Raw genomic sequence first — 24,449 nt, 5'->3', positions numbered from 1 at the left:
GTATGACAAGCCAGGAGATGATCGCCTTCAAAACCACCTTAAAACAAACAGGATCAGACCTGATCAATAAACGCATCGACCAGGCAAAGCAAATGATTGCCAGTGCGCAGGAAGCGGCTAACAGCGAAGAGAAAAGCTCCGCAGGTGATAAATACGAAACTGGCAGGGCCATGGGGCATCTTGAAAAAGATATGCATGCCCGCCAGCAGGAAGAAAATAAATCAGAGCTGGATAGATTACAAAAAGTAAATACCGGGAAAATCTATACCAGCGCCCAGCCAGGTGCTTTTATCAGGTGTAAGGAGCAATCCTTTTTTATCGCCGCAGGCCTGGGCAAACAAACAATCAATGAAGAGACCATCTTTTTTCTCTCTCCCTTGTCACCCATAGCAAAATTGCTGCAAGGGAAAAAGGAAGGGGATATCTTCCTCTTTAACAAAGAAGAAAGAACCATTCTTTCTTTATTTTAATCAGCTTTCAGACTTTTTACTGGATTCATCAGCGCTGCCCTGAATGCATGATAGCCGGTCGTGAGCAGGGAAATGAGGATGACCAATAAGCCTGTGGCTACAAACACCCACCATTCTACGATCGTTCTGTAAGCATATTGTTGCAGCCATTCATGCATCGCATACCAGGCGATTGGTGCCGCTACCAGGATGGCAATACCTACCAGTATCAAGAAGTCTCTCGTCAGCAGACTAATGATCCTGGGCACTGAAGCCCCCAGTACTTTACGAATCCCTATTTCTTTGATCCGCTCCTCTGCCATATAACTAGCCAGCCCAAATAAACCCATACAGGATATCAGTACTGTCAGCACCGCGAATAAGGTTGTTAAACGCGCGACTATAGTCATATCCAGGAATTTCAATTCATAATCCTTATCTACAAAGTGATATTCAAACGGATAGCTGGGATTATATTTTGCAAAGATCTTTTCTATTGCCGGTACCTGTTTCATGACATCTCCACCTGCTGCCAGCCGCATATGAATCACACTGAAAAACATCTTGCTGGCTCCCATTATGATCATGGGATGTGTATGTTCATAAGGAGATCCAAATATATAATCACCAATTACACCAACCACACGATAATCTGTATCAAACTCACGGATCACTTCTCCAATCGGGTCTTTAAAACCCATCACCTTCATCATTGATTCATTGATGAGCACAGCCGTGGAATCAGTGGGGAACTTAGTCAGGTCCAGATCCCGGCCCATGATTAGTTTCAAACCAGCGGTGCGAACCAGCCCTTCATCCTGTGCACCACGTTCGATGTCAGTATTATCATTCGGAGATTTTCCCCGCCAGGATACGGATGTAGAGGAACTAAACTGCTCTGTCAACTGGGAGACGGTACGGGTCACGGAAATCACATTACCCGAAGCTAAAAGCTCACTCTTCAGTGCCTGGAAATTATTAACCAGTTCGGTATTACTCCAGTGATACATGAGTTGTTCTCCGCTATACCCTGCATTCCTGTTGCGTGCGTATTGTAACTGACGAACGACTACGACTGTAGATATAATGAGTGTGATGGCAATACAGAATTGCAGTACTACCAGGATCTTGCGATGATTGATCGTACCCCGTCCTTTTTTGAAAGTACGCCTGAATATGCCGGCAGGATGAAAGGAAGAAAGGAAAAATGCCGGGTAGCTGCCTGCCAGTAAGCCTGTAAGTAAAATGAAAACGAGCAGCGTTAACCAGAAGATCCAGCTGCCGATGGGCAATGTCAGTTCCTGGTTGATGAGTACATTGAATCCGGGTAATACGAGAAATACTGCTATCACTGCCAGTATACCTGCGATGCTTACCAGGAGCAATGATTCGAGCAGGAACTGAAATACCAGTGATTGTTTCTGTGCCCCGACTGCTTTGCGGATACCTACTTCCTTTGCCCGCTTTTCACTACGCGCTGTACTCAGGTTCATGAAATTGATACAGGCAATCAGCAGTATAAAACCAGCAATGATCCCGAACAGCCTTACTATTTCTATACGTCCTCCGGTGATGCGGCCGTTTTCAAATTTTGAATACAGGTGCCACTTGCTCATAGGGTGCAGGAACACTTCGGTTTGTTCTTTACCACCGCTATGTTTTTTGGTGACATCTTTTATTTGTTGATTGATTGTTTCGGCCCTGGTATTTGGTGCGAGCTGAACGAATACATTGATGGAGTTATTGCTCCAGGAGGCATCATCAGACCCTGACAAATAGACGTAATAATTATAGGGCAGCAGGAATTCAAATTTGAATGTACTGTTTAACGGAAGATCTTTTAAGATCCCGGTTACCCTGAAGCGATCTTTATTGATCGTGATGATCTGATCCATCGGATCGGCGGTTCCAAACATCTTAGCCGCCATTTTCTCCGTGATCACAATGTTAAATACATCCTTAAGTGCGGTGGCTGCATTCCCTCTTATCAGCGGAAAGCTAAACATAGACAGGAAAGCCGGATCTACCACGAGTGCATTTGAAGAGAATTTCTTCTCACCTACAACAGTGACGAACCAACGGGTATCTGTACGGCAGGTATTCTGAACACCTGCATATTCATCTTTCAGTGCGGCAGCCAGTGGCTTAGGTACAGAATTCCAGCATTGCAGTTTATTATCAAAAATGCCTCTGTTCCATGCCTGGTACAGGTTAGCGTTGTTCCTGTGAAACTTATCGTAGCTTACTTCATTGTAGATCCATAAGCAAATCAGCATACAACACCCAATACCCAGCACTAACCCGATAATGTTGATCAGGGAAAAGGATTTGGTCCGTAGCAAATTTCTGCATGCTATTGTAAGGTAATTTCTGAACATAGTTATTCTGCTTTCAGACTTTTTACAGGATTGGCCAGTGTGGCTTTGTAGGCATGATAGCCGGTAGTGAACAATGATATCAGCATTACTAATATTGCTGCGCCCACGAAGATCCACCAATCAATACTGATCCTGTATGCATATCCCTGCAACCATTTGTGCATTGCATACCATGCAATAGGTGCTGAGATGACAAGTGATATAGCTACCAGTACAATGAAATCTTTCGTGAGCAATGTGATGATCTTCATCGCTGAAGCACCTAATACTTTGCGTATACCAATTTCTTTAACCCTGCCTTCTGCGATATAACTGGCCAGGCCGAATAAACCCAGGCAGGAGATGAAGATCGTCAGTATGGCAAAGAGCGTAGTTAATCTTGCTACACGCTGCATATCCTCAAATTTCTTCGCATAATCCTCGTTTACAAAATGATATTCGAATGGATAGCTGGGGCAGTATTTGGTAAAGATCTTTTCGACTTCGGCCATTTGTTTCACAGCATCAGTGGCTGGAGACAGCCGAATGTGCAACGTAGTCATATAATCGTATTTTGGCCCTAACAGGAGCACTGGTTTGTTATTCTCAAAAGGAGAATCGAACACGATGTCTCCGAATACACCAATTACATGGTACACCCTGTTTTCGTCTTTAATTGTTTCTCCAATAGGGTTGGAGAAGCCCATTATTTTAGCTGCTGTTTCATTGAGAAGTACAGCTGATGAATCGGACGGAAATTTGACCAGGTCTATATCACGCCCCATTATTAATTTGAGTCCTGCAGTTCCTACCAGGCCGCCTTCTTCTGATTTTCGTTCAAATATGGTATTATCTTTTTCCGGTTTACCTCTCCAGAATATACCCCAGGTAGAGCTGTATGTTTCAGTGAGCTTGCCGGCGGTAGCAGTAACGGAAGAGGCAAGTCCGGCTGATAATAATTCCTCCTTCACCAGGTGCCGGTTTTTGCTTAGTTCTGCATTGAGTTCATGGTATATCAGCAAGTCTCCTGTGAAACCGGAATTTCGGTTTCTCGCGTAATCCAGCTGGCGTACGATGATGACAGTGGATATGATCAGGATAGTAGAAATACAAAATTGGATAACCACCAGTATTTTACGGGGACTGATTGTGCCATTTATTCTTTTGAATGAACCCCTGAATATGCCGGCTGGTTGCTGTGAAGAAAGGAAGAATGCAGGATAACTGCCTGCAAGCAGGCCAGTGAAAAGAATAAAGCCAGGGAGTATGGTCCAGAAAGCAAGGGTACCGTAAGGGAGTACTAGTTCCTGGTCTAACATGCGATTGAATGCAGGTAGTGTCAGGAACACAAGTATGATAGCCAGTATGCCGGCAATGGCAGTGAGTAATATAGATTCTATGAGGAACTGGCTGATCAGGGATTTTTTCATGGCGCCGGCTACCTTGCGTATACCAACTTCTTTCGCACGTTTTTCACTGCGCGCAGTACTGAGGTTCATGAAATTGATACATGCAATTAGGAGTATGAAAATGGCGATGAACCCAAAGAAGCGCACAATTTCGATACGGCCACCGGTGATCTTACCGTCTTCGAATTTGGAATATAAATGCCATTTGCTCATAGGATGAAGGAAAACCTCGATAGGTAATTCACCATTGGAGTTCTTGATGGTTACCTCTTTGATACGGTTATCCATGGCGGATTCAGTTACATTGGGTGTCAATTGTACATAAGTGGATATGCTGTTATTCCCCCAGTTATGGTCATCCTGACCTTTGGCCTGCCAGTTCAGCCAGGAGAAGAGACACTCGAAATCAAAGGTACTGTTGACTGGCAGGTTTTTCAATAAACCTGTGATTTTAAAATTTTCTCCGTCAATAGAAATAACCTTGTCGATGACATCGGTGGTACCAAACATTTTCATTGCCATCTTTTCCGTTACGATCATCGCATTCGGGTCGTTCAGGGCGGTGGCTTTATTTCCTTTCAGGAGCGGGAAAGTGAACATGTTCAGGAAGGAAGTATCTACGGTCATTGCTTTTGAAGAAATCTTTTTGTCGCCAGCAACGGTTACGCAGGTGCGGGTGCTGGTGCGGCAGGTGTTTGCAATGCCCGGGTAGTCCTTTCTGAGTGCAGCTGCCAGTGGTTTGGGTGTATAATTCCAGCAAAATAATTTACCATCTACGGTAGCACGGTTATAAATCTGGTAAAGGGTTTCCCGGTGCTGATGAAATTTGTCAAAAGTTACTTCATTGTAGATCCACAGGCAAATCAGCATGCAACACGACATGCCCATGACAAGGCCTGTGATATTAATAAAGGAGAACGTTTTTGTTCTCAGCAGATTTCTAAATGCAATTTTGAAGTAATTTTTGAACATGTGTGAATTATTCAGTCAGTACGCTCCGCTTCAAAGGCAATGCCGGAACATAAACGGGTGAATATTAAATCATTATAGTGGTAGTTTGGCTGGGATTTGTCCGGTTGCGGACAAATGCTGTACATTAATGATACAGAATTTTTATTTTATAGCCATGTTCTATCCACGTTTTAAAACGCTATTGTTATGCCTTCTTTTAAAGGCATCCTCCGCTTTAGCCCAGAATAGGCCTAATATAGTGTTATTTATTTGCGGTAACCTGAATCTGCCGGATGTACGTTGGGGAGGAATTAGGAGAGAGATTGAGAACCTTTGATGGGGCGATAACGGATTTGAGGGTTACGATGGGTGAGTATTGATATTTTTTTTGTTTGTGGTATTGATTTGTTTTTTTGTTTTGAAGATTGATGTAATTTAGAACTACTTTCAGTTTACAATATTTTTCTGCGATAAATTATTACATAAACACCTGAAGTACGGAGTGATCTGTACTTCAGGTGTTTTTTGTTTTTAATGATCGTTCATTGTTTAATTTAAAACCATAAAAAATGTCACAATTTGAAGAAAGTAATCATGATCATTATTACGATGGAGCTAGGTCTGCAATTAAAGAACCTGCTGTTTTAGATTTCAGAACTGCTTTGCAGGATGGAAGAGTTATAAATATGCGGATACAAATTGACAATGAAGAACATGAATTTATAAAGCATGTGTATGAACTTAAATTAGGACCTGTAGATAACAAGGGCAGGATCGACAGCCGATCGGAATTAGTGTTTGCGGATTATTCCATCGTTCTTTCGACGGTTATGCGTTTTGCGATGGAATATTTAACCTTACATCCCGATCGTCTAATTGGCATAAATAGTAATAATGATAACAGGGAGCATTTGCGTTATGATATCATTATGCGGGAAATTGAGCAGGTGAGCCGGTATTTTGAAGTTTATGGATTGAATTTATATGTACGGTTGAACGCTCCTGTTTCAATGGAATATGAGAATCCATTTAATTTTGATGAGATTTTTCCTGAGACAGTGTTGTTAAGTAAGGAATTGAATATTCCGGTTAGCAATTTGTACAATTACATCGTTTTAAAATTAAAATCAATATAAATGTTAGTTACACAGAATCCAGTAGAAATCCTCCGGCAGTATATTCTGAGATATATAGACGAAGATCCGGAAGAATTTGTTAGGAAATTTGCAGAATTTAAAGAATGGCGGGAAAATCCACCGATGCTAAATCTTAAAAAGGAGCGTAAGCGGGATGTGGTTCGTTAAAGAAGGGGAAGATATAAACCAGGCTTGAGGTAGAATAATCAGAGGTTGTACCAGGCGTAAAATTACCCGGGTTTAATCCAGGTACCTGAGGAAGAGAATTATTCTCAATACCTTCAAATTACGGTTGATACAACCTCTGAATTTATCAATAAATTACTGCATCATTTGATGATACAAACTCTTTACATTTATTGTTTCACTATCTTCTTAATTGTTCGCTGATCTCCCTGTTGGATCATGATGAAATAAATACCAGCAGGCAATTTACTGATATTCATATTATAGGTCTTTTCGTTAGTGCTGATCGTCCGGTATTTTGTGCCACTCATATCACCCAGACTAATGTATGTTTTCTGATCACTTGCAGGAAGCGTGATCATCACCTGGTCATGTGCCGGCACCGGATAGATCGTAATATCCTGCAATTTATTACTGGTACTTACCGCCTGCCTTGCACTGCTGCTATTACCATAAACTTCCACTTCATAGATAGAATAGCCATAAGCAGAACCCCGTGCCGTACCATAAATACGAAGATACCTGCCTGTTGCTGATAAGCCGGTATGATCATTCGTCAGGCTCGTATTACCACTGACTGTTTTTGCAGTTGTCCAGTTGGTATTATCCGCAGATACCTGTACCAGGTAATCTTTTGCATATGCTGCTTCCCAACTTATTTTCACCTCTCCAATGCTATAGCTGCTACCCAGGTCTATCGTCAGCCATTGCGGATCAACATACAAAGTAGATGACCAGCGTGTAGCCGTATTTGCATCTACCGCATATTTACCTTCCTGCCCTGCAGTTTCTACTGAAGATGTGCTTACCGTTTTGTTCAATGCCAGGTTTGGATTGCTGGCATTTGTGCCATATACTTCCAGTTCATACAATGAATATCCATAAGCAGAACCGCGGGCAGTACCATAGATACGAACGTATCTTCCACTGGCAGATAAGCCGGTATGATCATTCGTCAGACTTGCATTGCCACTCACTGTTTTTACAGTTGTCCAGTTGGTATTGTCTGCTGAAACCTGTACCAGGTAATCTTTGGCATAAGCCGCTTCCCAGGTCAGTTTTACCTCAGCAACGATATAAGAACTACCCAGGTCCACCGTGATCCATTGCGGATCTGCATACATGGTAGATGACCAGCGGGTGGCGGTATTGCCATCTACTGCATAGTTACCTTTCAACCCCGCAGTTTCTACTGAAGATGTAGTCACTGTTTTATTCAAGGCCAGGTTGGATGTATTGGCCAGTGTACCATAAACTTCCAGTTCGTAGATAGAATAACCATAAGTAGTACCTCTTGCTGTACCATAAATACGGATATAACGACCTGTGCCACTCAGGCCCGTGTAATCGTTACTGACAGATGTATTGCCCTGCACATCTTTGAGCGTTGTCCAGCTGCTGTTATCTGAAGATACCTGAACGAGGAAATTCTTGCCATAGGCAGCTTCCCAGTTGATCTTTATTTCAGAGATGCTGTAAGTATTGCCCAGGTCAACGGTGATCCATTGCGGATCTGTGCCGGCAACACTGGCCCAGCGGGTAGATGAATTGCCATCTACTGCATTGGCAGCCACGAGTGATGTGGTGGAACTTTCTGTAGAAGATACAGTCACTGTTTTCCCCAGGGCGATATTCGTACCATTGTTAGTAGATCCAAAATCATCGGCTGTACGCATATTGTTGCGGATAAACACACCTGCTTCTTTCAGCTTGCTGGTCGTCCAGGTATTACCGGAGCAGGTACCACTATTCCAAACCGCACCGCTTAACGGATTATCACTGAAGTTCCAGTTGGTCCAGCTGATCTTTTTATTTTTACAGAGATCCATATAACGCTGACTCATGGTGAGGTCGTTGGGGCCGTCGCCACTGGATTCCTGTGTGCCAAATTCTGTTATAAAGATTGGAAGACGATCAGATGCCCAGTCAAGATGATTGATGTAATAATCCTGGTGACTCTTTGCATAATAGTGAAAACTGTACATCACGTTGGTGTAGCTAAGCGGATTGTTCAGGATCTCCTGGGATGTGCTGCCTTCAGAAAGACCCAGTGAAGACCATCCTCTTGTTCCTACGCAAATCACCGCGTCATTATCTATCGCCCTGATTAAAGGGATGATCTGGTCTGCATAGTTTTTGATAGTTGCCCAGGTAACACCATTTGGTTCATTGCATATTTCATACAGCACGTTGTTGTAGTTCTTATAGGTATTGGCAATATCAGTGAAAAAGGTTTTCGCCCTGTCGGTATTGTAATTAGGATCGCCGGGCGTAAGAATGTGGAAGTCGATCAGTGCATAAAGACCACGGGCCGTGATCTTGTCTACATAACTTTTAACGAGGGAAGTGTAGTAGGATGGATTCGTTTCGTAACCATCTTCCTGTACATACATGGCAATGCGGACAATGTCTGCACCCCAGTCACTTTTGAGGGTATCCAGGGCTGCATCTGTGATACAGCTGGCATACCATTGGATACCATGGGTGCTCATACCCCTGAGCTGAATAGGGTAGCCGTTTTTGTTACAAAGTTTGGTGCCGACCACTTTCAACTGGCCATTAATGGCTACGGGGGTTTGTGCGGAGCAATAAACTGCGAGGAGCAGGTTAATCAATAAGATAGCTGTTTTTTTCATGTTGATTAGGTTATTTTGATAGACATAGGCAATCCAATATGGTCTTATGCGGTTTTTACTGATATGGGAAGATAAAACCTACATAGGATATGCCTGATACAGTTTCATGTGGTTTTTTAGTGATAGGGAAAGAAAAAACGCACATAGGAATCGGGGCAAATATAGAATAATTTTCAAAGGAGAGAGGGCGGGAGGAGGAGAAAGTCTGTAAGAAGTAGTTTCAAAGCAACAAAGGGATCACCTTTAAAAAATTCTCCACTCTACCCCTTAGCTGTTTCACCGCCTTATATACCTGCTGCTTCACTGTTTTATCAGAAATATTCAGCAACTCCCCAATGGATTTATGCGATAACTGCTCGTTCCGGCTCATCAAAAAGATCTCCCTCATTTTAGGCGGCATTGCCTCCAGTTCACGTTCTATCACGGCGGCCAGCTCTTTCCCCCGCAGTAATTCATCCGCGGTATACGCACCTGCTTCCATGTAATTACGCATACTATCCAGGTATTTATCTACTACCTTCTGATGCGTGATATGGTTCAGGATGCGATTGCGCACACTGGTGTATAAATAAGCAGAAAGTGTTTTCGCTGCCGCTACTTCCGATCTTTTTGTCCAAAGCATCAGGAACACCTCCTGGATCACATCTTCTGCTTCTGCCCGGTCTTCGAGCATGTTACAGGCATGCCTGAAAAGCACTTCACTATACCGTGCATAAATGACAGTATAGCTCGGCTGACTTCCCCCTGCCAGCAGCTGCAGCAGTTGTTGGTCAGATAATGATTCCAATGCAATATCAGGTTTAGCCAAGTAAAAATTGTTAGATGAACAAGCTCGAAAGAAAAGTATAAAAAATTATGATAAAAAAAAAGGTGTATCATAGATTAATATGATACACCTATGAAATAGGGGGAATTCGCAAGGATAGTGAATGGATGAAAATGACCGGTTGATGTATGAAGCCCCGCTTAATGTATAAAAGCCGCCAGCTTCGTGCTCAGTTCCGGGCCTCTCAGGTTCTGCGCCACAATTTTCCCTGCCGGATCAACAAGGTAGTTCTGCGGCACCGCTCTTATCCCATATAACACGGCTACCTGGTTCTGCCAGCCTTTCAGGTCTGAAACATGTATCCATGGCAGCCCATCCGTCTCAATCGCCTTGATCCAGGCATTCCTGGTCTGCTTATCATCCAGTGATACTGCCAGCACTTCCAGGCCCTTGTCCTTTAGTTCTCCATAGGCTTTCTTCAGGTTAGGATTTTCCTCTCTGCAGGGATGGCACCAGCTGGCCCAAAAATCTACCAGCACATACTTTCCCCGGAAATCAGAGAGTTTAACCGGCTTACCATTTACATCCGGTTGCTCAAAATCAGGTGCTGCCAGACCTACCTGTATGGTATGTGTGGCTACTATACGGGCCTTCATTTCCCTGCCCGGGGTAGTATTACGTACCTTTTCGCCCAGGCTGTTAAACAAGGGCTCTACCTCACTCATAGGTGCGCTGTTCGATACATCTGTCAGGGCAACGATTGAGAAGTAGGAATTTGGGTTCCCTTTTATGAATATCTTCTCTTTATCACGCATGGCAGCGAATTTATCATCGTATTTTTTCCTGATTGCCGGAACTGCAGACGGCTCAGCAGCACTCATTTCCTGGTTGGCAGAATCGATGATGTTCATGAACCCACCACCTATTTTTGACAGGTAACTGGCATATGCTTTTTGGGTAGGAGCACCGCTGAATGTTGCTTTCTTTAATGAATCTTTTATAGCTACCTGGTAGGTTTCGTTGGCCAGGTAAAAGTAGGAACGATCTCCTATGTTAAGTACCCAATAGCTACCTTTGTTCTCATGATCGAATACCATGCGGGCATAAGACAATTCGTTCACGCTGCCTTTGAAATTAAACTGCCCGTTCTTTACCACGGTAGAATCTGAGAGCAGCTTGCCATCAATCTGATAGTTCAGGTAAACTTTGCAACCATTTTTAGTGGCCGGGGCTGTACCCTGAATATTGAAACTCTTTTGTTGTGCTACGCCAATTACCGGCAGCAGTAAAGTGAATATGAATTTATGCATAGTGAAATGATTTTAATATTTATGGACGCCAGGCCATATCTATTGGCTGTCCGGGAATACCTGTGATTGTTTTTGTCAGCACGCCATATTTACCCGTGCTGATGTCCATATAATACAATGAAGTACCTGCGCCTGCTATTAGTGTATCCTGGTTGTCGGAGAGCCTGATCATAGATACCTTGTTGCCATTGAAAGATGTTTCCAGCGCACGCAGTTCCTGGTTTAATGGATTGTAGCGATACACCTTTTCACCAGCTGCGATATAAAGCACGCCATTGATAGCTGCCTGCCATTTGGTATTTTCATTGATCAGGTCCTGTTGTATAAATGCCCGTTTATGTATAGGTGTAAATGTGTACGGACTGTTCGTGAAACTCACCGTGAATTTTAATTCATATACTGTTCCATCGCTTCCTTTACAATAAGCAAAGCAATCACCGCCATTGATCTGTTCCATGTGTATGAGTGACATACCTACATTGGTAGGATCAAATGCTGCCGTACTTGTGGTGGTATACTGTGTGCCATAGTAATAGGGTGTGCCGCTGATGCGTACAAATTGTTGCTTATCTTTTTCAAAGGCGATATAAGAATACTGGCCATTGATAAAAGTGGAGACAAAGGATGCTGCCAGGTTATAGGTACCAGTTGCATAATCGCCAAACATACCATAGGTAGCTGCCTGGTTCCAGGTGAGTGTAAAGCCCGCATAGAACTTATCATTGATCACACCTGTGAGGAATGCCCTGTTCCCCTGCTGCATGGACCCAACCACCATACTATCAGGCGCAGCAAAGAAATTGCCGGCCAGTGTATGGGGATAGGTAGGGTCATCCTGCAAGCTGCTTACACTTAGTCTTACACCACCTTTCTTACAAATAATCCAGTAGCCCAGCGCCATATCTCCCTGCATCTGATCTTTCATATAAAATAATGACAAAGGATCGGGGGGAAGGCTATGCCCATTCACCGTTTCATAGATATTCGGTTTTAGTTCACCAGCGGGTGTGATGAATGAAAGCCTGCTTACTCCATTGTCAAGACTCAGCACTGTGGTGCCGGCAGTGAATTCCGTTACCCCCTGGATCTGGAATGCATAAAAATACCGGATGCCATTTTTTCGATTGTACACAGTAAGGCGAGCCGAGTATAGGTTTGCATGTAAGCCAAACAACATCCGCAGGGAAGGACCGGTGAAATTCAAAAAACCAGTGGAGCTTTCCGGTGCACTGATACGCCATTCCAGTAACAATGAATCGTTCCCTTCAATAGAGATCTTCGGGGTGATGATAAGACTATCACCCACTACTGCGTTGTATATTGAATCGAGCCCGCTGACCACAGGTGTGGCCGGCATCTTAATATCATAATTCCCCTTGTCTTTATAACAGGCTGTCAGCAGCAGGAAACAGATAATTGCTGTGAGATGATTTTTCATATTAGTTAACCTCCTCGCCGTTTTCGTCAATGAAATAATATTTACCGGCAGCTGCATTTTTACGCAGCAATATTTTCCTGGCCGGGTTCTCTTTATTGTAGAAGTAGTAATCATCACCACTGGCTTCCAATACATATCCTTTCGCCGGGTTGTTGGCCACCCATTTAAAAGGATCATTGAGCATCGTTGTCAACAAATTGGCCAGGTAGAGATTACGGGGCGCATCCAATCCTACGGTGGTAAGTTGAGTAACGCCTGTTACGATCAAAAAGAGCTGGTGCTTGGTACGGGAGTAGTAGCTGCCTAACCACATATTCCACCAGTTAGGCTGTTCGAGCATAGCAGAGAATACGATCTTCGCTCTCAGGAGACTGCTGCCATCGTCTGCTGTCGGAATTTCAATTCCCAGGTCATTGCTGCCTTTGAGCTTGATCACCAGCGATACGGACTCATTTTCCAGGTCTGCAACGTTGTAGATGATCACGGGCAGGTATGCACGACCTGTATCTGCCCGCAGGGTATAGACAGACTTCAATGGTTCATAGTGAATGCCGGATTTTGCCGTGGACGAGTCAGTTTCCACGTAAGCGCTAAAACTCCTGTCTTTATTAACCTGGATACCGGCTAATTGTACAGGAAGCCAGATGGTATCCCTGGAAAGAGTAGGGGTGTAAGCAAAGGTATATACAATACTATCCTTATCACCAGCGCCTAAATTGAAATGAATGTTTCCTGCATGATCAAAATGCAGCTCTTCCGCTTTTTTACATGCTGCCAATATACTTAGCAGTAACATGAGATAGATCCCTTTCATGGTGTAGTCTTTTTTATCTTCCGCCATAAAGTATTTCGTCGTTTGGAAGTGGTAATACAAATATTTTGTCTGATGCCGGGATGCTGCCGCCATTTTGGTTGGCAATGTCATGATTCAGCCTTTTGTACATATAGAAGATCTGCCCTTCCCCATACCATTCTTTGCGGCCTTCTTTTAGTAATGCGGTGATAAGGTCGCCGCTTGCCGGGCTACCTATACCCCGGTGTGTACGTACCGTATTCAGGTAGGCAGCATTGTTACTACATTCCGCCGCGATGTAGTACATTTCACTCAGGCGGATGGCTGGTGCCATCATATAGTGCAGGTTGGCATCGGCGGCGGTGTTGTCTGTATTATGCAGGTATTTGGTGATGTTCAGTGTATTGGAAGTACTGCCACTGCTGGATACAAACCATTCTTTGTAGCGGAGGTCATCAGCACCCGCGCCACCAGTTTCGTAAATGCTTTGCCCCGCATTTTCAGACAGGTGAATGCCACTGGTACTGGTAAGAAAGAATTCATTTTTGTACTTATTCGCCATTGCTGGTACATACCAGCCAAACAGGAGTTCCTTGTAAAGGATACGATCTTTCTTATCATCATCTACTGCCAGGAAATCACTGTTATTTGTCCAGGGAAATTTGTTGGAGTTGATCACTTCCAGGGCATTACTGAGTGCATTGGCCTTGTCATTTTTATAAAGGTATACACGCGCCAGTGTACCGCATACCGCATAGTAGTTCAGCCGGTGACGGCGGTTTTGCAGGAATAATGAAGGATCGCTTTCTTCTGTGTTCAGTGTAGAATCCTTTTCGGTAGGATAACCTACGATATAAGATTTACGGATGATCGGATCGATGGATAATAGTTCCTTCGCTTTCGAAAGATCGGCAATTGCAGAATCCAGCACCGCTCCCACGGTAGACATTGGCGTAATATCTTTTGAATATTTGGTGACGTATGGAATACCTGTTGCGGTTGTTGTAACCGGTGCAAACAATCGTAAAAGATCAAAATGAAGATAAGCTCTGAGCGCCAGGGCTTCTCCTTTGATCAGTGCGTAGTTATTGCCGGTAAATAATTTCCGCTTTTTGTCAACATTGGAAAGGAGCAGGTTACAATTGGCAATTGCATTGTACAGCCCCTGCCAGATATTGTCTTTCCTGGAGATGAAATCAGCATCCGTGTAGATATATTTGCTGGTCTTCAGATAATAATATTTATCATTATCACTGAGGGTATAATTTTGTGCCAGTACCTCCGGTGTACCTACTGTCAGTTCCCTGCCATAAAGACCTTCCTGGGAGCATTTGGTATACACCCCGATCAGGGCTTCCTGGAAACCTTCCTGTGTTGAATATAACACCTCATCAGAGATCTCGCTCTCGGGTTGTATATCCAGCCATTTTTTACAGGAAGTAAAAGTTAGCGCGAGTATCAGTGTAGTAATAATTAATCGCATGATGATTAGAATTGAGCTTGTAATGAAAAGGTGACGCTTCTTGCAAAAGGATAATCAATCCCTCTTTCCTGTTCTACTGATGACCAGCGCAGGATGTCATTGGCGGTCATTCCCAGGCGTACCATTCTCTTTACTACGCGCAGGTCATATGAGCAGTAGATGGATTGCAATGACAGTACATTATTCGGTTGAATAAAGCGGGAAGATACCTGTGTCTGGCCCCAGTCATAGATGTTTTTGTAAAAGGTTTTGTCGCCGGGGTGCTTCCACTTCTCTGCAAATACACGACTGTCTACATTATACCGGGGATTGGCATTCTCCACCCTGTCTACCAGTGTCTGGTTATACATGTCTCCGCCAAATTCTGTCTGGAAATTCAGGCTCATCATGAATTTCCTGTAATGAAAAGTACCGCCGAATGAACCCTGTGCAAAAGGCGTGGCATCACCTACTACGTTTACATCGCGGGCATCCCATTGATAGCTCAGTGAACCATCCCGTTTTACAAAGACTTCTTTCCCGTTTTCAGGATCAATGCCGAGGGAGCGTACAGCATAAATGGCATCATAAGATTGTCCTTCTTTGTAGCGGAGCAAGGGTACCCCTTTGTATTTGGAGTTCGTGGCCTGTTCCTGGTTCACCTTATTATTGTATGCTTCCAGGGAATTGGAGATACGAACGATCTTATTGGTATTGTGTACCAGGTTCGCATAAATGTTTACCCCCCAGTCCTTGTTTTGTAGTACGACTGCCCGCAAACTGAGTTCAATCCCCTTGTTTTCCATGTCTCCCAGGTTTTCCTTGTAGGAGCTAAAACCTGTAGAGGGAGCGATGCTGATATCTGCCAATAGGTCTTTGGTGAGTTTGTAATAGATGCGTGGAGACAGGAAGATCCTGTCTTTGAACAAGCCGAGGTCGAAGCCGAAGTCTGTACTGCGGGTTTTCTGCCAGCCCAGGTTGGAATTACCATAATTACCTACGGTAGCGCCTATCCCGGAAGAGTACCAGTTACTCTGGTCATAGCTATAGGTGGTGCGGGATAAATAAGGACTGAATTGCACAGACCCGGTGAGCCCTGTTGTAAAACGTAATCTTAACTGGCTGATGACATCATTATCAAACCAGCTTTCTTTATGCAGGTTCCAGCCCACACCCAATGACCAGAAAGGCGCGAGCCTGTTAGCTGTACCGAATTTAGAAGAACCATCTGTACGCAGGGTAGCATCCATCAGGTACCTGTCTTTATAAGAATAGTTTGTGCTGATAAAATCACCGAACAATCTTGACTTCTCTATATTACTCCTGGGGTGTGCGCCTTCTGCATAGCCCTTGGCAAAGCCTACGCTGGTAAAACGGTCGTTGGGAAAACCTATGGCTGTAAAATCAGCATAGTCGGATAGTTCCGTTCTGATATTGGCACCTGCTACCAGGTTGATATTATGATCATGCAACTGTTTTACATAGTTCAGGCGAATATTTCCATCCCAATAGGTTTCTTTCATCCTGCTACTGGTATAAGATCCTTTCTGATCTGTTTCTGAAGCAGCATAGAAGTAAAACTCATTTGCCAGGGGAGAAAGAAAATTGTCGCCATTGCTTTGCCTGCTGGTCATGCTCATTTGTCCCCGTACACGCAGGCCTTTGGCAATTTCAAATTCTGCTGCGAAATTGTCTATGATCTCCGCGTAGTTGTTCGTGTTAAAACTGCTGAGGGTCGAATTATACAATGGATTCAGTACATAATCATATTGATAGGCGCCACCGTCAGCATTGCGGTCACTCCATGTTTCCAGTTCACGGATCACATTTCCGTTGTCGTCCGTGATGCGGTAGTAAGGGTTGGTCTTTACATAATCAGCGAAGCTACCATAGGGTGATTCTTTTGATTTTACCTGTGTGATGGTTAGTTCGTTCTGAAATTTGATGCGGTTACTTAGGTTATAACTGAAGTTCATGCCACCGGAATACTGATCACGGGAGGAACCCTTCATGACACCGGGGCGGGTTTGATAGCGGAGATCAATCCCGTACCTGAAATTTTCTGCACCTCCCTGCAGGTATACGCCATGCTTCTGGCCAATGGCGGTACGCAGTGGTTGTGAGAGCCAGTAGGTATTTACGCCACCTGCCACGTTTTTTAATTTCTCATAATAAAGTACATCCAGGCCGTCCTGTGGTACTTTTTGCAGCCCGGCATCATACACGCCGGCCTGTTGTTCGTACTGTAATTTCTGTGCAGCGTTCAGTACATGGTAGTCGGTGAGGTCAGGACTATTGAAATTGGTTTCATGATTATACGTCACCTGCAACTTGCCATTGGCAGGCACTTTGGTCGTAATAACCATAACCCCGTTTGCTGCGCGGGAACCATAAATAGCAGTTGCTGCCGCATCTTTGAGCAGGGTAACAGTGGCAATGCGGTTCATATCGAGGTCAAATACTTTTTCGAGGCTTACCTCATAGCCATCTAAAATAAATGCCGGCAGGTTCACAGAGCTGGAGATGTTATCCCTTCTGAGGATGCCATCACTTCCTGTGGGCAGGGCAGAGGAGCCTCTCACATTGATCACCGGCATACTGTTCGGGTTGGAACCATTGAAATTGTTGTTGAGGATCCTGAAGGAAGGATCTACCATTTGCATACCCTGTAGCAGGTTCTGCGGACTAATCTCTTTCAGCTTTTCGCCGCTCACTACCACCGCCGTACCGGTATAATTATCCCGGTGTATTTCCTGGTAGCCATTTACAACTACCTCGTTTAATCCTATTTTGGCATCTTCGAGAACGACATTCAATCGCCCGTTTTTAGCCTGGCCAGCCCTGTATACGGCAGACTGGTAACCGATGAAGCTAAAGGAGATCGGAGTATCCTCATCCACCAGCTTTATATTGTATGCGCCCTCATTATTGGTTTGATAAACGTCATTTTGTACCCTGATGCTTACCCGGGGCAGGGGTTCATTGAGGCGGTTGCGAACAATACCGCTGATCTCTTTTACAGTATCCTGGATAGCAGCAGGCGTGGTGCCCCGGATCACCACTGTCTTATCTACAATATGCCAGTTGAGCGGCAGGCCTTTCAACAATTGGCCCAGCGCGGTTTCCAGGCTTACGTTTTTAAGCGCAATATCTACTTTCCCCAGTTTGCGGATGTCTTTGTTGTTGTAAAAGAAAGTATAGCCTGTTTGTTTGCTTAGCTGATCAAAAGCCTGACCGAGGGGAATGTTTTTGGCTGAAATGGTGACCTGTGCAAAGGACTGAATACTTACAAAAATGAGTACCAGGAATAGTGAAACGCTGACGCACAGCGATTTTCGGCTAATAAAGTTGTTAGCCCAATGATTAAAAAGCATACTTTTGGTTGATTTTAATAAAAGCATAGCCGATCGCTACCCAGCCCTTCGACATGCGGGATAGCAAGGCATTGAATTCGGCTGGTAGGTGTTACTGCACTTACCAGCTTTTTTCTTCGTTGTTGTACGCGAGAAATCAGATAAATAAATTATTTATCACGGCGGGTGAAATAAGCGCTTCATGTAGTTTATAAATTAGTATACAATTAATTGTCTGCCACTCATTTTAAAGTTGATCCCTGATAGTGTTAAAATCTCCAAAACCTTTGTCAGCGGTTTATCCCGCGGTATTTGTCCGTTAAATTCATCTCCTTTTCGTGCTGATTGGTATATTACTTCTATATCGTACCAGCGTTGTAACTGGTTCATGACTGTTTGTAAGCTGGCATCCTTAAAATAAAACAAGCCGTTTTTCCAGGCCGTTACTACTTCCAGGTTACTGGGTATCACCTGGATCCCATCCCGCGAATAATGGGCCTCAAAACCGGGTTTAAGCAGGGTTTCATTCACCCTGACAGCGCCGGATACCAGGGCCGTCTGAATCTCATCTTCATCGGTATAGGCCATGATATTAAAGGCGGTGCCCAATACCCTCACTTCCTGTCCACCGCTTTTTACAATAAAGGGGTGGCTGTCTTTGCTCACTTCGAAATAGGCTTCTCCTTCCAGTTGTACCTGCCTGTTATCCCCTTCAAAACGGTCAGGGTAGGTGAGTTTGCTGGCAGAATTGAGCCATACCCTGGAGCCATCCGGCAGGGTGATCTGGTATTGCCCACCCTTCGGCGTGATGAGCTGCATATATTGAAGGTGATTCCCCATGTCAGCAGCAGTTACCTCATGTCCATCGCTGTAAAGCACCTGTTTCCCTTTGATGACGATACCTGTCTGCTGGCTGTTCAGTGCCACCTGCTGGCCGGAAGCCAGTTGCAATACGGCATGATTACCGCCGGGTTGAATAGCAGCTGCTTTAGTGAGCGGTGGTTTTACCTCATGCCCCTGGTGCGTAAAATAGAGCAGGCTGGCACCTGCCAGCAATACCAACACCGCGGCAGCAGCCAGTCTTGGCCAGATGCGCACCTGTTTTGGCAGGGGCAAACGGCTTTTGATACGTTGCAGACTTTCCTGTACCTCACTATCATCTATCGCAGCCGTTTTCGCCGCTGCTTCCTGATTGTACCAGGATTCCAGGATCGCTTTTTCCTCTTCAGAGATAGTGCCTGCCTGGTATTTTTCAAGTAATTCGATCAGTTGTTGGTTTCCCTTCATGGTGGTGGTATATGCTAAAGACAAGAAAGGGAGGAAAAGGTCATATAGATTTTTAAAAAAAAGTTTTAGGGGCTGTTCCGGAGTGTTGGGGGCTATTTTATTTTGTAGTTTGGGATTGGAAAATATAATCCAGCCACATCACCAGGCAGATAGCCACTATGATAGGAATAAGCAGAAAGTAATCAGTATGCAATAAGGTAAATACCTGGCTCATGCGGCCATGGCTGTTGATTGGCGCCGTATTGTTTAATAGTATGACCGCAACACAGGCTGCTATACCGCCAGCAATCGCCCATCCTGTTTTTTGACTGATGATAGGTGGTATTGTTTTCTTTTGCGGTAAGGCATTCATTACCTTCCGTGTAAAATCAGCTGAAGGCTGATCCGGTTCAACAGATTTTAAAAGTGTATCTAATTTCATAATAGTCCCGCTAATTTAGTTTCCAGTTTTTTCCTTGCCCTGTACAACTGTATCTTGACATTGGCCATGGAAAGGCCGGTTATTTTACTGATTTCCCGCACGCTGTTTTCATTCATATAGTAAAGGGTGATCGCGATGGCCTCGGAAGGTGGTAGTTCGCTGATTGCCCTGGAAATGAATTTTGACTGCTCACTGGCTTCCAGGGGCGGAGGCAGTGCATCCTCGTATTCCTGCATCTCATCCAGGGGAAAGGTTTTCTTTTGTTTGAGAATGGATAGACAGGTTCTATAGACGATCGTATAGAGCCAGGTGGAGAACTTTGCATGCCCCCTGTAGGTGTCGATGGCTTCGTAGGCTTTGATGAAACTCTCCTGGGTAGCATCTAGCCTGATTACCTACTATCTTATCTCCCGCAGAAGCGCTTAATCTCCCATGTTTACTACACTCGTTTTGATTGGAATGTTCTTCCAACAGGATACTGCTGTCCATCAGTTAAAGGAAATTGCTGTCAAAGCAGCGAAACCCGTCATCAAACAGCGGGCTGGCCTGGTGATATATGATATACAGGCCGATCCTGAAAATAAGTCTGTGGATGTGCTGCACCTGTTACGAAAAGTGCCTTATCTCTCTGTGGATGCGGATGATCATTTACTGCTGAAGGGGCAGGCAGATTTCAGGGTGCTTATAAATGGGAAACCCTCGGGCATGGATTTTACAACTTTGCTGAAAACGATGCCGGCATCTACTATTGCCCGTGTAGAAGTATATACCGTGCCACCTGCAAGATTTGATGCGGAAGGCGCGGGAGGGGTGATCAATATTATAACAGTGGCCAGGCTAAGGGATGAGTATAAGGGGAATGTGCGATTTTCGGGGAAGTGGCCCCAGGGAGGACCGGGGGCAGGAGCTTCGTTTACGTTAAAAAAACGGAGAACCGGTTTCTCCGCATTTTTGGGCGCTAATTACACCCGGAACCCGGAGACCACCCAATTGATAAGCGGGAGTGTGGTGAACCAGGAAGTCAGGGAGCACGCTCAGGAGCGTTCAGGATATATAGGGCTGGAAGGGAGTTATGAACTGGATAGCCTGAATTTAGTGACTGCCAGGCTGAACATCCATCGCAACAGGTTAGACGGTGATAGATGGCTGGCTGGGGTAGGAGATAGCCATAACCGTAGTTTGAATAATGCAATGGATGCAGGAGCGGATTACCAGCTGAGTGGGAGGCGGCATAAAACCAGGCTGCTGACTTTTTCATTCAGGCATAGCCGTACCGAAGGAGAACTATACAATGGCCTTCGTACGAATGAGGTATTGGCCGATGAAAATACTGCGCAGGTAGATTATGTGTATCCTTTACCTGCAGTGACAATTGAAGGCGGCATAAAAGGTATCTTCAGAGATAGCAGGAGTGATGATTTTGACTATCAGCAACAAGTGGTGGCGGCATATAATTCATACCAGTTCAGTATAAGGACCTGGGATTTCCAGGCTGGTTTGCGATGGGAACACACTATTACAGCACGTACTTCCTACCATAATTTCTTTCCGGATCTCAGTGTGAGCAAGACATTTAAAAACCAGCATCAGTTCAATGCAGGATTTTCACAACGTATGAAACGACCGGGTATTAACAGGCTGAATCCTTTTGTAGACAGGCAGAACCCTTATTTTATCTTTACCGGTAACCCTGATTTGATGCCGGTGGTTGTGAATTCCATAAGTGCCGGGTATAACATTGGTGGCAGGATGGCCGGGCTTGATTATACCTGGTTGCAACATGCAGATATGCCGGTATCGACCTATGATTCTACTACGATGGTGACGACCAGTACATTCGCGAATGCGGGAAATATAGCGGGGCTGAGTGCATATGTATATGCAGGGTTTACCCTGGCATCGCATTTGACTCTAAACACGAATGGGAATGTTATTTACTTCAGGATTGGTGAAAGTGAGCTGCTGACCTATGCGCTGAATATTGCTGCTGCTTATAATTTTGAAAAAGGATGGAGGGTGACTGTAGATGGAACCGTGTTGAGTAAAAACCCCACTGGTTTCCAGGGTACAACGAATGGATTGCTGGCCACTGCTTTTGCTGTCAGTAAAGAGCTGCTGAAAGGGCAGCTAACACTGAATGCCGGCGTGAATAACCCTTTTACAAAGTATCGGCATCGTCTTGTACATACCAGCGGGAATGGGTTTTACCAGCTGAGTGATACGCGCTTATATTACAGGTCGTTTACGATGAGTATGAATTACAATTTTGGAAAAATGACAGGTAATATTAAAAAGAGTAAGACGACAATTAATAATATTGACCTGTCAAATGGAAAGGGGATGTAATCAGTTTATTTGGGCTAATATCGCCTGGTAATAGTTTTCCAGGGCGTTTTCTCCGTAGGAAAGATAGAGGTATGGCTCTATCAGTTCCAGTTCCATCAGTACAAAATGACCATTCACCATCAATCCATCTACGCGTACATACAGGCATTCTTTGGCATATTTCTCTACATAGGTGGCTGCATGGGCTATTTCCTCCGCTGTTGGATAGAGGGTATCAATAGACCCGCCATAGATCTGTTGTACCCTGAAATCTCCTGCTTTTGGTCTTTTCAGGATCGTATGACTGTATTTCCCATTGAAGAAGATATAGGACCATTCTCCATCCTGTATTTCATTCATCAATGGCTGTACGATGTAATCAGCTTCGGCCAGCAGTGCAACTACCTGCTCATAACTGGCAGCAATTGCCTGCTGGTGAACAATAATCGTATTCTTGCTGCCACCGCTGATGCAGGGTTTGATGATGACGGACTGCGTTTTTAGCGTTTCAAACAGGGGCTGCAGCCCCCCTTTCCAGCCCCGCTCCAGGAATACGGAGGGGATCACATCAAAACCGTCGGCAATGATCTCCTGCAGGTAATGTTTATCCAGGTTCCAGCGAACGATCTTATAATCATTCAAAAGACGGATATCCAGGGATTCGATCTTATCCAGCCATGCTTTAAACGCATCTATTTTCTGGTGGTAATCCCAGGGCGTTTTCAATATAGCAATATCATATTTCGTCCAGTCTACAGCCGGATCATCCCAGATAGTAGCCTCAATATCAAGTCCTTTATTTTGTAAGTAGGATAATAATCCGGTGATCTCGTTAAACCCATTGGCCGCGGAATATTTGATCTCCCCGGAATAGGTAATGTAAGCAATCTTCATCTGGTGCCTGTTATGAAGAGGAGGGATCCTCAATGATCTGATACAATTCGGAAAAACAAGCCGCAAAGCTACACATTTTATCAAATTTGCGCTGGTTCCGGTGGGGCTGACGCGAAAGTGAGGATATTTTGCAGACAAAATATTAACTTTCGCCCGAATTAAAAGATTCGTGACCCCATGGGACTATTTGATTTTCTGAAACAACCTAACCCAAACGCCGAATTCTGGAACTGGTTCAAGAAGCATGAAAAGGACTTTTTTAAGGTACTACAGGACAAAGGAGACATTCAGGGGGAATTATTTAACCCGCTTGCTGAACGCTTATCAAAGATCCGGGAGGGATATTTTTTCCTGGCAGGGATCCATAAGGGAACAGCAGAATTGATTTTGACAGCAGATGGGAAGATTAAGAATATCCCTTTTATAGAAGAACTGGTAGCAGCAGCGCCCACCATCCCGGGATGGACCTTTATGGCGGCAAAACCGGCTACCCTGACAGCCTCTCAATCTATCGGGTTGGGAGATTACCGGTTTGACTACCAGACCCTGTTCTTTTTTGCCAACGAAGATCCCCAGTACCCGGACAAAATCAGTATTACAGTCGTACATGATCAGTATACCGCGGAGAACAGGGAGCAGATGGTGATGGGGGTATACATCTTCCTGGATAATTACCTGGGAGAAATTAAGTCTGCCACGGTGATTGATGCAGTGGACATCGCCGGCCCGGAAAATGCAGGGCGGGAACTGATCCCTATTCATAAACTAAAAGCATATATTGATTGGCGTGAGAAGGAATTTGTAGAGAAATATGACGGTCTGGGGTTTGATAAAGAACGGGATAGTTATACTGCCCTGCAGGCAGAAGATCCTAACGGCATACCCATGCTGATGGTGGTAAATGCAGGGGCCATGCAATGGGAGTACCCGGCCTCTTACCCCTGGATACTGGAATACATTATTAAGTACCCGGATGATGATAATGCCGGCCTGCCTGGTGAAAAGACCATGGAACTGATGGAAACCATTGAGGAGGAGTTAAGGGTATTATTGGCAGGGGATGATTTTATGGATATCGGGCGCGTTACCTCTGAGAACCGCCGTAGTATCTACTTCACCTGCAGGGAGTTCAGGGCCCCTGTAAAAGCTGCTGATACCATTCACAGGAAATATGAGCCACAAATAGAGATTGAATGGGATGTGTATAAGGATAAATACTGGCAGTCATTAGATATTTTCAGGCTGGAAAACTGGAACGTAGAATAAACAGAATAAT

Annotated in this window: 18 protein-coding genes; 5 read left to right on the top strand and 13 right to left on the bottom strand. The window is 44.5% G+C overall.

The annotated features are described in order from the left end of the window. Positions 1-2 precede the first annotated feature (2 nt). Positions 3-470: a hypothetical protein gene (locus U0033_RS08825; protein WP_072364726.1), complete on the top strand. Its 468-nt coding sequence runs from the start codon at positions 3-5 to the stop codon at positions 468-470. Here U0033_RS08825 and U0033_RS08820 read toward each other — a convergent pair. Together U0033_RS08820 and U0033_RS08815 are read right to left on the bottom strand one after the other, a co-directional pair. Then, complete coding sequence (locus tag U0033_RS08820; RefSeq protein ID WP_245801853.1) at positions 467-2,725, bottom strand: ABC transporter permease; 2,259 nt, start codon at positions 2,723-2,725, stop codon at positions 467-469. The two genes, U0033_RS08825 and U0033_RS08820, sit on opposite strands and share 4 nt — an antisense overlap. A gap of 104 nt (positions 2,726-2,829) precedes the next feature. After that, entirely contained in the window at positions 2,830-5,187 is a 2,358-nt protein-coding gene (locus tag U0033_RS08815) for an ABC transporter permease (protein WP_072364723.1), read from the bottom strand. Positions 5,188-5,735: 548 nt separating this feature from the next. Here U0033_RS08815 and U0033_RS08810 point away from each other — a divergent pair. Next, on the top strand, positions 5,736-6,302 hold the full coding sequence (locus U0033_RS08810) for a DUF6934 family protein (protein ID WP_072364721.1): 567 nt from the start codon (positions 5,736-5,738) through the stop codon (positions 6,300-6,302). Then, positions 6,303-6,470, top strand: coding sequence for a hypothetical protein (locus U0033_RS08805; RefSeq protein ID WP_177318707.1), 168 nt, complete (start codon positions 6,303-6,305; stop codon positions 6,468-6,470). Positions 6,471-6,658: 188 nt separating this feature from the next. On the opposite strand, the gene U0033_RS08800 is transcribed toward U0033_RS08805, so the two are convergent. From U0033_RS08800 to U0033_RS08755, 10 genes are all read right to left on the bottom strand, one after another. Beyond that, on the bottom strand, positions 6,659-9,124 hold the full coding sequence (locus U0033_RS08800; RefSeq protein WP_072364720.1) for a discoidin domain-containing protein: 2,466 nt from the start codon (positions 9,122-9,124) through the stop codon (positions 6,659-6,661). Positions 9,125-9,344: 220 nt separating this feature from the next. Then, a complete protein-coding gene (locus U0033_RS08795) occupies positions 9,345-9,932 on the bottom strand; it encodes an RNA polymerase sigma-70 factor (RefSeq protein WP_177318706.1) in 588 nt (195 codons plus the stop codon). Between the two features lie 158 nt (positions 9,933-10,090). After that, positions 10,091-11,200, bottom strand: coding sequence for an AhpC/TSA family protein (locus U0033_RS08790; protein ID WP_072364718.1), 1,110 nt, complete (start codon positions 11,198-11,200; stop codon positions 10,091-10,093). Positions 11,201-11,219: 19 nt separating this feature from the next. Further along, positions 11,220-12,638: a PKD-like family lipoprotein gene (locus tag U0033_RS08785; protein WP_072364716.1), complete on the bottom strand. Its 1,419-nt coding sequence runs from the start codon at positions 12,636-12,638 to the stop codon at positions 11,220-11,222. Between the two features lies 1 nt (position 12,639). Beyond that, on the bottom strand, positions 12,640-13,479 hold the full coding sequence (locus U0033_RS08780; protein WP_072364714.1) for a DUF4843 domain-containing protein: 840 nt from the start codon (positions 13,477-13,479) through the stop codon (positions 12,640-12,642). After that, positions 13,466-14,914, bottom strand: a complete 1,449-nt coding sequence (locus U0033_RS08775; RefSeq protein WP_072364712.1) for a RagB/SusD family nutrient uptake outer membrane protein — start codon at positions 14,912-14,914, stop codon at positions 13,466-13,468. The genes U0033_RS08780 and U0033_RS08775 overlap by 14 nt, the downstream gene beginning before the upstream one ends. 5 nt (positions 14,915-14,919) lie before the next feature. Beyond that, positions 14,920-18,267, bottom strand: coding sequence for a SusC/RagA family TonB-linked outer membrane protein (locus U0033_RS08770; RefSeq protein ID WP_072364710.1), 3,348 nt, complete (start codon positions 18,265-18,267; stop codon positions 14,920-14,922). 195 nt (positions 18,268-18,462) lie between these two features. After that, complete coding sequence (locus tag U0033_RS08765; protein ID WP_072364709.1) at positions 18,463-19,533, bottom strand: FecR family protein; 1,071 nt, start codon at positions 19,531-19,533, stop codon at positions 18,463-18,465. Positions 19,534-19,630: 97 nt separating this feature from the next. Then, complete coding sequence (locus U0033_RS08760; RefSeq protein WP_072364707.1) at positions 19,631-19,954, bottom strand: hypothetical protein; 324 nt, start codon at positions 19,952-19,954, stop codon at positions 19,631-19,633. Then, on the bottom strand, positions 19,951-20,298 hold the full coding sequence (locus U0033_RS08755) for an RNA polymerase sigma factor (protein WP_245801854.1): 348 nt from the start codon (positions 20,296-20,298) through the stop codon (positions 19,951-19,953). Before U0033_RS08755 ends, U0033_RS08760 begins: the two co-directional genes overlap by 4 nt. Positions 20,299-20,386: 88 nt before the next feature. Between U0033_RS08755 and U0033_RS08750 the strand changes: the two genes are divergently transcribed. Then, a complete protein-coding gene (locus U0033_RS08750) occupies positions 20,387-22,300 on the top strand; it encodes an outer membrane beta-barrel family protein (protein WP_083571805.1) in 1,914 nt (637 codons plus the stop codon). On the opposite strand, the gene U0033_RS08745 is transcribed toward U0033_RS08750, so the two are convergent. Continuing rightward, entirely contained in the window at positions 22,301-23,173 is an 873-nt protein-coding gene (locus U0033_RS08745) for an ATP-grasp domain-containing protein (RefSeq protein WP_072364702.1), read from the bottom strand. It abuts the gene before it with no gap. A gap of 177 nt (positions 23,174-23,350) precedes the next feature. On the opposite strand from U0033_RS08745, the gene U0033_RS08740 reads away from it, so the two are divergent. Further along, positions 23,351-24,439, top strand: a complete 1,089-nt coding sequence (locus U0033_RS08740) for a DUF695 domain-containing protein (protein ID WP_072364700.1) — start codon at positions 23,351-23,353, stop codon at positions 24,437-24,439. The last annotated feature ends 10 nt before the right edge of the window (positions 24,440-24,449 follow it).

The sequence above is a fragment of the Chitinophaga sancti genome, from assembly GCF_034424315.1.
GTDB classification, from domain to species: domain Bacteria; phylum Bacteroidota; class Bacteroidia; order Chitinophagales; family Chitinophagaceae; genus Chitinophaga; species Chitinophaga sancti.
Note: the sequence above shows the minus strand (reverse complement) of the source record. Positions and strands in the feature narration are given on the sequence as shown.

Bases quoted from the DNA above. Each gene is read 5' to 3' on its own strand.
- U0033_RS08800 (WP_072364720.1), bottom strand. From the start codon at position 9,124: ATGAAAAAAACAGCTATCTTATTGATTAACCTGCTCCTCGCAGTTTAT.
- U0033_RS08760 (WP_072364707.1), bottom strand. From the start codon at position 19,954: ATGAAATTAGATACACTTTTAAAATCTGTTGAACCGGATCAGCCTTCA.
- U0033_RS08745 (WP_072364702.1), bottom strand. From the start codon at position 23,173: ATGAAGATTGCTTACATTACCTATTCCGGGGAGATCAAATATTCCGCG.
- U0033_RS08750 (WP_083571805.1), top strand. From the start codon at position 20,387: ATGTTTACTACACTCGTTTTGATTGGAATGTTCTTCCAACAGGATACT.
- U0033_RS08790 (WP_072364718.1), bottom strand. From the start codon at position 11,200: ATGCATAAATTCATATTCACTTTACTGCTGCCGGTAATTGGCGTAGCA.
- U0033_RS08825 (WP_072364726.1), top strand. From the start codon at position 3: ATGACAAGCCAGGAGATGATCGCCTTCAAAACCACCTTAAAACAAACA.
- U0033_RS08815 (WP_072364723.1), bottom strand. From the start codon at position 5,187: ATGTTCAAAAATTACTTCAAAATTGCATTTAGAAATCTGCTGAGAACA.
- U0033_RS08810 (WP_072364721.1), top strand. From the start codon at position 5,736: ATGTCACAATTTGAAGAAAGTAATCATGATCATTATTACGATGGAGCT.
- U0033_RS08820 (WP_245801853.1), bottom strand. From the start codon at position 2,725: ATGCTGATTTGCTTATGGATCTACAATGAAGTAAGCTACGATAAGTTT.
- U0033_RS08765 (WP_072364709.1), bottom strand. From the start codon at position 19,533: ATGAAGGGAAACCAACAACTGATCGAATTACTTGAAAAATACCAGGCA.
- U0033_RS08740 (WP_072364700.1), top strand. From the start codon at position 23,351: ATGGGACTATTTGATTTTCTGAAACAACCTAACCCAAACGCCGAATTC.
- U0033_RS08775 (WP_072364712.1), bottom strand. From the start codon at position 14,914: ATGCGATTAATTATTACTACACTGATACTCGCGCTAACTTTTACTTCC.
- U0033_RS08805 (WP_177318707.1), top strand. From the start codon at position 6,303: ATGTTAGTTACACAGAATCCAGTAGAAATCCTCCGGCAGTATATTCTG.
- U0033_RS08770 (WP_072364710.1), bottom strand. From the start codon at position 18,267: ATGCTTTTTAATCATTGGGCTAACAACTTTATTAGCCGAAAATCGCTG.
- U0033_RS08780 (WP_072364714.1), bottom strand. From the start codon at position 13,479: ATGGCGGAAGATAAAAAAGACTACACCATGAAAGGGATCTATCTCATG.
- U0033_RS08785 (WP_072364716.1), bottom strand. From the start codon at position 12,638: ATGAAAAATCATCTCACAGCAATTATCTGTTTCCTGCTGCTGACAGCC.